This window comes from Promicromonospora thailandica (assembly GCF_024171955.1).
GTDB classification, from domain to species: Bacteria; Actinomycetota; Actinomycetes; order Actinomycetales; family Cellulomonadaceae; genus Promicromonospora; species Promicromonospora thailandica.
In genome coordinates this window covers 97,760-107,743 of sequence record NZ_JAMTCS010000017.1, presented here as the reverse complement: position 1 = coordinate 107,743, position 9,984 = coordinate 97,760, and the positions used below count along the sequence as shown (strand labels likewise).

Genomic DNA, 9,984 nt, shown 5'->3' with positions numbered 1-9,984 from the left:
AGGCCGGATGTGGAAGCAAGGACTGAAGACTTGTGGAGCTGACCGGTACTAACTGCCGATAACTTCAACACCCTCACAACAAACGATTGTTTTGTGTTTCTGCGTGTTCGCGTCCACTGTGCGGTTCCCGAGTCACGGGCACCACCCCACCGTCGTTGTTCGACGGGGTTTGGGGGTTGCCTGGTTCTCGATAGTGTTTCGGTGGTCATAGCATGGGGGAAACGCCCGGTCCCATTCCGAACCCGGAAGCTTAGCCTCATAGCGCCGATGGTACTGCCCTGGAGACGGGGTGGGAGAGTAGGACGCCGCCGGACAACCATTCCGTCAGGGGATGGACCCACGCACCCACAACGGGTGCACAGGGTCCATCCCCTGACGTCGTTCCCGGCACGTTGCACAGATTTCACAGTCGCGGGGCGGGATTCCGGGGCTCCGGATGCCCCGCGGAGACTAGACTGGCGGCCATGTCCACCATCTCCCGTGACGAGGTTGCGCGCGTCGCCGCGCTGGCACGGATCGACCTGCGGCCCGACGAGGTCGACCGCCTCGCGGGTGAGCTCGACGTGATCGTCGAGTCGATCGCGCGCGTGAGCGAGGTCGCCACCCCCGACGTGCCGGCCACGAGCCACCCCCTCCCGCTGACGAACGTGTTCCGAGACGACGTGCCGGAGCTGGCCCTGCCGGTCCAGGACGTCCTGGCCGGTGCCCCGCAGCAGAAGAACGGCCGGTTCGCGGTGCCGCAGATCCTCGGCGAAGAGTGACGGGAAGCAACGACATGACGAACGACATCACCCGCCTGAGCGCGTCCGACCTCGGGTCCGCGCTCGCCCGCAAGGAGCTCTCCAGCGTCGAGGCCACGCAGGCCCACCTGGACCGCATCGCCGCCGTCGACGGCGACCTGCACGCGTTCCTCCACGTCTCCACGCAGGAGGCGCTGGCCACGGCCGCCGACGTCGACGCGAAGCGCGCCGCCGGCGAGGAGCTGCACCCGCTCGCGGGCGTGCCGATCGCCGTCAAGGACGTCGTGGTCACCAAGGGCCTGCCCACCACTGCCGGCTCGAAGATCCTCGAGAACTGGGTGCCGCCGTACGACGCGACCCTGGTGGAGCGCCTCAAGGGCGCCGGCCTGCCGATCCTGGGCAAGACCAACATGGACGAGTTCGCCATGGGCTCCTCGACCGAGCACTCGGCGTTCGGCAACACGAAGAACCCCTGGGACCTCGACCGGATCCCCGGCGGTTCCGGCGGTGGTTCCGCCGCCGCGGTCGCGGGCTTCGAGGCCCCCCTCGCGATCGGTACCGACACGGGTGGCTCGATCCGCCAGCCGGGCGCCGTCACCGGCACCGTCGGCGTGAAGCCCACCTACGGCGGCGTCTCGCGCTACGGCTTGATCGCCATGGCGTCCTCGCTCGACCAGGCAGGCCCCGTGACGCGCACCGTGCTCGACGCGGCGCTCCTGCACGAGCTCATCGGCGGGCACGACCCGCACGACTCGACCTCGATCGACGAGCCGGTCCCCGGCGTCGTCGCGGCCGCGCGTCAGGGCGCCACGGGCGACCTCAAGGGTGTGCGCGTCGGCGTCGTCACCGAGCTCGCGGGCGAGGGCTACCAGGCCGGCGTCTCCGCGCGGTTCGACGAGTCGCTCGAGCAGCTGCGTGCGCTCGGCGCCGAGATCGTCGAGGTCTCCTGCCCCAGCTTCCGCTACGCGCTCGACGCCTATTACCTGATCATGCCGGCCGAGGCCTCCAGCAACCTGGCCAAGTTCGACGGCATGCGGTTCGGTCTGCGCGTCGAGCCGGCCGAGGGTCCGGTCACCGCGGAGCGCGTCATGGGCGCCACCCGCGGCGCCGGCTTCGGCGACGAGGTCAAGCGCCGCGTCATCCTGGGCACCTACGCGCTCTCGGCCGGCTACTACGACGCGTACTACGGCAGCGCGCAGAAGGTGCGCACCCTGATCCAGCGGGACTTCGCCGCCGCCTTCGCGAAGGCCGACGTGCTCGTCTCGCCGACGGCGCCCACCACGGCGTTCAAGTTCGGCGAGAAGCTCGACGACCCGCTGGCGATGTACCTCAACGACGTCGCGACCATCCCCGCCAACCTCGCGGGCGTGCCCGGCATGTCGCTGCCGAACGGCCTGTCGGACGACGGCCTGCCCGTCGGTTTCCAGATCCTCGCCCCCGCCAAGGCCGACGACCGGATGTACCGCGTGGGCGCGGCCCTCGAGGCGGCCCTCGAGTCGCGCTGGGGCGGCCCCCTCCTGAACAAGGCACCCGAACTCAAGACCACGGAGCTCGCCCGATGACCGCCGCAACCACGACCGGCCTCGTCAGCTACGAGGACGCCGTCCGCCGCTACGACCCGGTGCTGGGCATCGAGGTGCACGTGGAGCTCGGCACGCGGACCAAGATGTTCTGCGCGGCCGAGGTCGAGTTCGGCGGCGAGCCGAACACGCAGGTGACCCCGGTGAGCCTCGGGCTCCCGGGCGCGCTGCCCGTGGTCAACGGCAAGGCCGTCGAGTACGCGATCCGCATCGGCCTCGCGCTCAACTGCACCATCGCCGAGAGCTGCCGGTTCGCCCGGAAGAACTACTTCTACCCGGACGTGCCGAAGAACTTCCAGACCTCCCAGTACGACGAGCCGATCGCCTACGACGGCTGGCTCGACGTCGAGCTGGAGGACGGCACCGTGTTCCGCGTCGAGATCGAGCGCGCGCACATGGAGGAGGACGCCGGCAAGAACACCCACGTGGGTGGCTCGACCGGCCGTATCCACGGCGCCGAGTACTCGCTCGTCGACTACAACCGGGCCGGCATCCCGCTGGTGGAGATCGTGACGCGGCCGATCGAGGGCGCGGGCGACCGCGCGCCCGAGGTGGCGCGTGCCTACGTGCAGACGCTGCGCGACATCTTCCGGACGCTCGACGTCTCGGAGGCCCGCATGGAGCGCGGCAACGTGCGCGCCGACGTGAACCTGTCGCTGCGCACCAGCCCCGACGCCCCGCTCGGCACGCGCACCGAGACCAAGAACGTGAACTCGTTCCGCTCGATCGAGCGGGCCGTGCGCTACGAGGTGTCCCGCCAGGCGGGTGTGCTCGACGCGGGCCTGCCGGTGATCCAGGAGACGCGCCACTTCCACGAGGAGGACGGCACGACGTCGCCGGGCCGCGTGAAGTCGGACGCCGAGGACTACCGCTACTTCCCCGAGCCCGACCTGGTGCCCGTGGCCCCGAGCCGCGAGTGGGTCGAGGAGATCCGCGCCGCGCTGCCGGAGATGCCGGTGGCGCGCCGCCGTCGGCTCCAGGGCGAGTGGGGGTACGCCGACGCGGAGATGCGCGACGTCGTCAACGCGGGCGCCGTCGACCTGATCGAGGCGACCGTCGCCGCGGGCACGAGCGCCGCCGGTGCCCGCAAGTGGTGGATGGGCGAGCTGGCCCGGCGTGCCAAGCAGGACGAGGTGACGCTGGAGGACCTGTCGGTCACCCCGGCGCAGATCGCCCAGCTCCAGGCGCTCGTCGAGTCCGGCCGGATCAACGACAAGATCGCCCGGCAGGTGCTCGACGGCGTGCTCGCCGGCGAGGGCGACCCGGAGGCGGTCGTCGTGGCGCGCGGCCTGGAGGTCGTGTCCGACGACGGCGCCCTGCTCACCGCGATCGACGAGGCGCTGGCGGCCCAGCCGGACGTCGTCGAGAAGGTCCGGGGCGGCAACCAGGGCCCGGTCGGGGCGATCATCGGCGCCGTCATGAAGGCGACGAAGGGTCAGGCCGACGCGAAGCGCGTCCGGGAGCTGGTCCTGGATCGGATCGGCCAGTGACGTCCGGGGCCGTGAGGCCGGCCGGATGACCCGCGGGCCGCGCCTGCAGGGCGAGATGATGCGGTTGCGTCCCCTCGAGGCGCGGGACGCGGAGCGTCTGTGGGAGGCGGTGCAGGACCCGGAGGGCACCCGCCTGACGGGTACCACCGCCACCTTCACGCGCGAGCAGATCGACGAGTGGGCCAGCACGGTCAGCGACCGGCCGGGGCGTTACGACTGGGCGATCTGCCCCGCTGCGATGCGTGACGGGCAGCCGGTCAGCGACGAGCTGATCGGCGAGATCGTGCTCAACGACCTCGACGAGCACGCGCGCTCGGCGAACCTGCGGCTCCAGCTCCTGCCCAACTACCGGGGCCGCGGGTACGGGCGCGAGGCCATGCTCGAGGTGCTGCGGTTCGCGTTCGACGGTGCCGAGGGCGACCCCGGCCCCGGCCTGCACCGCGTCAGCCTGGACGTGCTCAGCATCAACCCCCGCGCCCAGGCGTTGTACGAGTCGATCGGCTTCCGCCAGGAGGGTCGCCTGCGCGACGTCTACCGGGACGGCGAGACGTGGGCCGACGCCGTCGTCATGAGCATCCTCGAGGACGAGTTCCGGGCGACGCTCGACAGCTAGGCGACCGGCCCGCCCGTGATGTAGGCCGTGAGCTGGTCGCGCTCGGCCTGCACCTCGGCGATCCGGTGCTTGACCACGTCCCCGATGCTCACGATCCCCGCCAGCCGGGTGTCCACGAGCACGGGGACGTGCCGCACGCGGTGCTCCGTCATGAGCGGCATGAGCTCGTCGAGCGTGGCCTCGGGCCCGCAGGTGTGCACCGCGGCGGTCATGATCTCCTCCACGGTGCCGTCCAGGATGCCGTCGCCGTCCGCGTGCAGCCGCCGGACGACGTCCCGCTCGCTGACGATGCCGTCGACGCGTATCCCGTCGTCGGACACGACCACCGCCCCGATGCCGTGCTGCGCCAGGAGGGCGAGCAGGTCGCGGACGCTCCGGTCCCGCGGGATGGTGACCACCGCGTCACCCTTGCGCCGCAAAGCCTCTGTGACTCGCATGCCGAGCACCTCCGTCGCGTGGACGCGGCCCGCGCCGTTGCGGACCCTGCACCCGACGGTACGGCACCGGGTGGTCGCGGGTCACCCTGTGGACGCCGGCTGTCCACGGTCGCGTACCAGAGGTAGCGTGCACTGGCCGCCTGCCTCGCACAGAGCCCGGCCCCCGCGCGGCCTTCCAGCAGTCACTGAAGGAGCTGAACCGTCATGAGTCGTCCCCTGCGCTCCCGGACGTCCACCCACGGCCGCAACATGGCCGGTGCCCGCGCGCTCTGGCGCGCCACGGGCATGGGTTCCGAGGACTTCGGGAAGCCGATCATCGCGATCGCGAACTCGTACACGCAGTTCGTGCCGGGGCACGTACACCTCAAGGACATGGGCGACCTCGTGGCCTCCGCGATCCGCGAGGCCGGCGGCGTGGCCAAGGAGTTCAACACCATCGCCGTCGACGACGGCATCGCGATGGGCCACGCCGGCATGCTCTACTCCCTGCCGAGCCGCGACCTCATCGCCGACTCGGTGGAGTACATGGTGCAGGCGCACACCGCCGACGCGCTGGTGTGCATCTCCAACTGCGACAAGATCACGCCCGGCATGCTCAACGCCGCGCTGCGTCTGAACATCCCGGTGATCTTCGTGTCGGGCGGTCCCATGGAGGCCGGCAAGGCGGTCGTGGCGGACGGCGTCGCGAAGACGCCGCTGAACCTCATCAACGCGATCAACTACTCGGCCGACGAGAACGTGGACGACGCGGCGCTCGGCCTCGTCGAGGAGAACGCGTGCCCCACGTGCGGCTCGTGCTCCGGCATGTTCACCGCGAACTCGATGAACTGCCTCACCGAGGCGCTCGGCCTGTCGCTGCCGGGCAACGGCTCCACGCTCGCCACGCACTCCGCCCGCAAGGAGCTGTTCCTGGAGGCCGGCCGCACGATCGTCGACCTGGCGCGCCGGTACTACGAGGACGAGGACGACAGCGCCGCGCCGCGCGGCATCGCCACCAAGGCGGCCTTCTCCAACGCGATGGCCCTCGACGTGGCCATGGGCGGCTCCACCAACACGGTGCTGCACATCCTGGCCGCAGCGCAGGAGGCCGAGGTGGACTTCACGCTGGCCGACATCGAGGACATCAGCCGGCGGGTTCCGTGCCTGTCCAAGGTGGCGCCCAACCACCCCGACTACCACATGGAGGACGTGCACCGGGCGGGCGGCATCCCCGCGCTGCTGGGTGAGCTCGACCGGGGCGGTCTGCTGGACCACGACGTCACCTCGGTGCACACGCCCACCCTGCGGGCCTGGCTCGACGACTGGGACGTCCGTGGCGGCAAGGCCACCGAGCGGGCCCTCGAGCTGTTCCACGCCGCACCCGGCGGGGTGCGCACCACGCAGGCGTTCTCCACGAGCAACCGGTGGGAGTCCCTCGACACCGACGGCGCCGCGGGCTGCATCCGCGACGTCGAGCACGCGTACACCGTCGAGGGCGGCCTCGCCGTGCTGCGCGGCAACGTCGCCGAGGACGGCGCCGTGTTCAAGACGGCGGGCGTCGACCCCGACGTGTTCCACTTCGTGGGCACGGCGCTGGTGTGCGAGTCGCAGGACGACGCCGTCGAGAAGATCCTGACCAAGCAGGTGAAGCCGGGGCACGTGGTGGTCGTGCGCTACGAGGGTCCCGCCGGCGGGCCGGGCATGCAGGAGATGCTGTACCCGACGTCGTTCATCAAGGGCCGGGGCCTGGGCAAGCAGGTCGCGCTCATCACGGACGGCCGGTTCTCGGGCGGGTCCAGCGGCATCTCCGTGGGGCACGTCTCCCCGGAGGCGGCCGCGGGCGGCACGATCGGCCTGATCGAGGACGGCGACGAGATCGAGATCGACGTCGACACCCGCATGATCCGGCTCAACGTGCCGGACGAGGTGCTCGCCGAGCGGCGCGCCAAGATGGAGTCGTCCGAGCGGCCGTGGCAGCCCGTGGCCCGCGACCGGTACGTCTCCCCGGCGCTGCAGGCCTACGCCGCGCTGGCGACGTCGGCCGACCGGGGCGCCGTGCGCGACGTGGCACGCCTGCGCCGCGGCTGACGGCCCGGCCCGGGTGTACCCGGGTGTCGGTGTCTCGTGCCATGGTGGAGCCTCGACCGACGCAGGGAGTGACAGATGAGTGACGCGATCACCGCAGCCGAGTTCACGGCGGGCCCGGGTGTGGCGGGCTGGCGCGTGCTGGGCCGCTCCGCGGTGGTGCGGTACGGCACGGGCTCCTTCGCCACGGGGGTCCGGTTCGTGATGCGGATCGGCGTGCTCGCGGAGGCCGCGAACCATCACCCGGACGTCGACCTGCGCTTCGGCTCGGTCACGGTGCGGACCACGTCCCACGACATCGGCGGGCTGTCCCGGCGCGACCTGGCGCTCGCCCAGGAGATCTCCGCCGCGGCCCGGGAGCTCAGCATCCAGGCCGACCCCAGCCCGTGGGCGGCGTCCGACAATCCGGATGACGGGGGCTCGATCGGGGGGTAATCTCTCGGCCTTGTGCGCCCGCTCCCCTCACCCGCCCGGAACCCCTACTGGCGGTTCCTGGTGGCCGGTGTCCGCGGGCAGTCGGCGTACCCGCTGGCCACGCTCGCCGGGCTGACGGCCAACGCGACCTTCGGCCTGCTCAAGGGCGGGATCATGGGCGCCGCGGTCGACAGCTCCGGCGGCGAGCTGGCGGGCTACTCCGCGGCCACGATGGCGGCGTTCGTCTGGCTGGGGCAGGGCATGCTCGGCTCGGTCAACTTCTGGGGCGGCAGCGACCTGCAGAACCGCATCCGGACGGGCGACGTGGCCGTCGACTTCCTGCGGCCCGTGAGCGTGCAGGCCGCGCACGTGCTGACCGACATCGGCAAGGGACTGTTCGCGCTGCTGCCCCGCGGGCTGCCCAGCGTGGTCATCGGCCTCCTCGTCTCCCACATGGCGCTGCCGCCCGACGCCACCGCGTACGCGCTCGGCCTGGTCAGCCTGCTCATCGGGATCGCGGTCTCGCACGCGACGGTCTACCTCGTGGCGACCACCGGGCTCTGGCTGGTCGAGACCCGCGGCGTCAGCGTGCTCTACATGTCCCTGTCCGGGTTCCTCGCCGGTCTGTACACGCCCGTCTACCTCTACCCGGACTGGCTGCTGACGCTCGCCCTGTGCACGCCGTTCCCCTCGATGATGCAGCTGCCCATCGACGTGCTGTCAGGACGCGTCACCGGGGCGGACGCCGGGCAGCACCTCGCCGTCCAGCTCGGCTGGCTCGCGGCGGTGCTCGTGGCCGGGCACCTGGCCACGCGGGCCGGGCGGCGCCGGCTGGAGGTGCAGGGTGGCTGAGGTGCGGGCCCAGCTGCGCGCCTACCGGGCCGTCCTGGCAAGCCGCGCGCGCTCGCAGGCGAGCTACCGCGCCAGCTTCCGGATGGACCTGGTCGGGGCGCTGGCCATCGGCGTCATCGAGTTCACCGAGGTCTGGGTGCTCTACACCGCGACCGACCAGATCGGCGGCTTCACGCTCACACAGGTGCTCCTGGTGTTCGGTCTGGCCGATGTCGCGTTCTGCCTCGCCGACCTGGTGGCCGGGCACTGCGACCGGCTGCCCGTCTACGTGCGGGCCGGCACGCTCGACGTGTTCTTCCTGCGGCCTCAGCCGGTGCTGGCCCAGCTCGTCACGAGCGACCTCAGCCTGCGGCGCCTGGCCCGCAGCCTGGTGGGCGTCGCGGCGCTCACGGTCGGGCTGGTGCTCAACGACATCGAGTGGGGCGTGGGCGCCGTCGGCCTGCTCGTGCTGTCGCTGGTCTGCGGGTTCGTCATCTTCACGGCGCAGTTCGTCACGGCGGCGGGGCTGCAGTTCTTCCTGATCAACGGCGCCGAGATGACCAACGCGTTCGTGTACGGCGGACGCTACGCGGCGACCCAGCCCGCGACCGTCTGGCCGCGCGCGCTGCTCGTCGTCTTCGGCACCGTCTTCCCCGTGGCCTTCGCCGCCTTCCTGCCGGTCTCCACGCTGCTCGGCGTGCCGGGCGTGTCCGGGCTGCCCACCTGGCTCGGCTGGTGCGCGCCGGTCGCCGCGCTGTGGGCGGTCGTCGTGGCGGGGCTGTGCTGGCGCCGGGGCCTGCGGCACTACCGAGGAGCGGGTGGATGAACGACGCACGGAGCAGCAACGAGAACGTCATCGTGGCCGAGGGCCTGACCCGGGTGTTCACCGGTCGCCCGCAGCGCGGCAGCAGGCTGAGGCGCACGCGGCACGTCGCCGTCGACCACCTCGACCTGACCGTCCGGGCCGGGGAGTCCGTGGGCTACATCGGCGCGAACAGGGCCGGGAAGTCGACCACGATCAAGATGCTGGTGGGCATCCTCGTGCCGACCGACGGCCGGGTGACCACGGCGGGCCTGCACCCGCTCCGGCAGCGACGGGCGCTCGCCCGCCGGGTCGGGGTGGTGTTCGGGCAGCGCTCGCAGCTCTGGTGGGACCTGCCCGTGCGCGAGTCGTTCACCATCCTCGCGGCGATCCACGGCCTGTCCGCGGCGCAGGAGCGGGAACGCACCGCCGAGCTGGTCGAGATGCTCGAGATGGGCGAGTACCTGGCCACACCGGTGCGCCAGCTCTCCCTGGGCCAGCGCATGCGCGCGGAGGTGGCGGCCGCCCTGCTGCACCGGCCCGAGCTGCTCATCCTCGACGAGCCCACGATCGGCCTCGACGTGCTGTCCAAGCAGCGGCTGCGCGAGTTCCTGGTGGCGCAGCGCCGCGAGCACGGCACCACGCTGCTGCTGACCACGCACGACATGGGCGACGTCGAACGCCTCTGCGACCGGATCCTGGTCGTGGACCACGGCCGGCTGGCGTTCGACGGCACGCTCGACGGCCTGGCGCGCACCGTCGGGGCCCGCCGCGAGCTCGTCGTGGACCTCGCGGTCGAGACCCCCGACCTGCTGGACGTCGCCGGCACCGAGCACGTGCGCAGCGAGTCGGGCGGGCTGCGGCAGCGCCTGGCCTTCGACCCGCAGCGCACGACGGCGGCGCGCGTGCTCGCCGCCGTCTCGGAACGTGTCGAGGTGCTGGACCTGTCGATCGAGGAGCCCGACATCGAGGACGTCGTCCGCGAGATCTACCGTGCCACGCGCTAGGTTCGC

Annotated in this window: 10 protein-coding genes and 1 rRNA gene; 10 read left to right on the top strand and 1 reads right to left on the bottom strand. The window is 71.7% G+C overall.

From position 1 onward, the window contains the following. The first annotated feature begins 197 nt into the window (after positions 1-197). The 5 genes from rrf to APR03_RS23875 all read left to right on the top strand — a co-directional run bounded on the left by rrf (position 198) and on the right by APR03_RS23875 (position 4,423). Positions 198-314, top strand: a 5S ribosomal RNA gene (gene rrf, locus APR03_RS23895). A 150-nt stretch (positions 315-464) separates the two neighbouring features. Further along, on the top strand, positions 465-761 hold the full coding sequence (gene gatC, locus APR03_RS23890) for an Asp-tRNA(Asn)/Glu-tRNA(Gln) amidotransferase subunit GatC (RefSeq protein WP_253839801.1): 297 nt from the start codon (positions 465-467) through the stop codon (positions 759-761). Positions 762-775: 14 nt separating this feature from the next. Continuing rightward, positions 776-2,302, top strand: a complete 1,527-nt coding sequence (gatA, locus tag APR03_RS23885; protein ID WP_253839799.1) for an Asp-tRNA(Asn)/Glu-tRNA(Gln) amidotransferase subunit GatA — start codon at positions 776-778, stop codon at positions 2,300-2,302. Continuing rightward, on the top strand, positions 2,299-3,810 hold the full coding sequence (gatB, locus tag APR03_RS23880) for an Asp-tRNA(Asn)/Glu-tRNA(Gln) amidotransferase subunit GatB (RefSeq protein WP_253839797.1): 1,512 nt from the start codon (positions 2,299-2,301) through the stop codon (positions 3,808-3,810). Before gatA ends, gatB begins: the two co-directional genes overlap by 4 nt. A gap of 25 nt (positions 3,811-3,835) precedes the next feature. Then, on the top strand, positions 3,836-4,423 hold the full coding sequence (locus APR03_RS23875) for a GNAT family N-acetyltransferase (protein ID WP_253839794.1): 588 nt from the start codon (positions 3,836-3,838) through the stop codon (positions 4,421-4,423). On the opposite strand, the gene APR03_RS23870 is transcribed toward APR03_RS23875, so the two are convergent. After that, a complete protein-coding gene (locus tag APR03_RS23870; protein ID WP_253839793.1) occupies positions 4,420-4,860 on the bottom strand; it encodes a CBS domain-containing protein in 441 nt (146 codons plus the stop codon). The genes APR03_RS23875 and APR03_RS23870 overlap by 4 nt on opposite strands. A 204-nt stretch (positions 4,861-5,064) precedes the next feature. Here APR03_RS23870 and ilvD point away from each other — a divergent pair, with 204 nt between their 5' ends. The 5 genes from ilvD to APR03_RS23845 all read left to right on the top strand — a co-directional run bounded on the left by ilvD (position 5,065) and on the right by APR03_RS23845 (position 9,978). After that, positions 5,065-6,927 carry a dihydroxy-acid dehydratase gene (gene ilvD / locus APR03_RS23865; protein WP_253839789.1) on the top strand — a complete coding sequence of 621 codons (1,863 nt, stop codon included), beginning with the start codon at positions 5,065-5,067 and terminating at the stop codon, positions 6,925-6,927. Positions 6,928-7,002: 75 nt separating this feature from the next. Continuing rightward, a complete protein-coding gene (locus APR03_RS23860; RefSeq protein ID WP_253839787.1) occupies positions 7,003-7,359 on the top strand; it encodes a 4a-hydroxytetrahydrobiopterin dehydratase in 357 nt (118 codons plus the stop codon). Between the two features lie 12 nt (positions 7,360-7,371). Continuing rightward, positions 7,372-8,190, top strand: coding sequence for an ABC transporter permease (locus tag APR03_RS23855; protein WP_253839785.1), 819 nt, complete (start codon positions 7,372-7,374; stop codon positions 8,188-8,190). After that, positions 8,183-8,995, top strand: coding sequence for an ABC transporter permease (locus APR03_RS23850; protein ID WP_253839783.1), 813 nt, complete (start codon positions 8,183-8,185; stop codon positions 8,993-8,995). Before APR03_RS23855 ends, APR03_RS23850 begins: the two co-directional genes overlap by 8 nt. Then, positions 8,992-9,978: an ABC transporter ATP-binding protein gene (locus APR03_RS23845; RefSeq protein WP_253839781.1), complete on the top strand. Its 987-nt coding sequence runs from the start codon at positions 8,992-8,994 to the stop codon at positions 9,976-9,978. Before APR03_RS23850 ends, APR03_RS23845 begins: the two co-directional genes overlap by 4 nt. Positions 9,979-9,984: the final 6 nt, after the last annotated feature.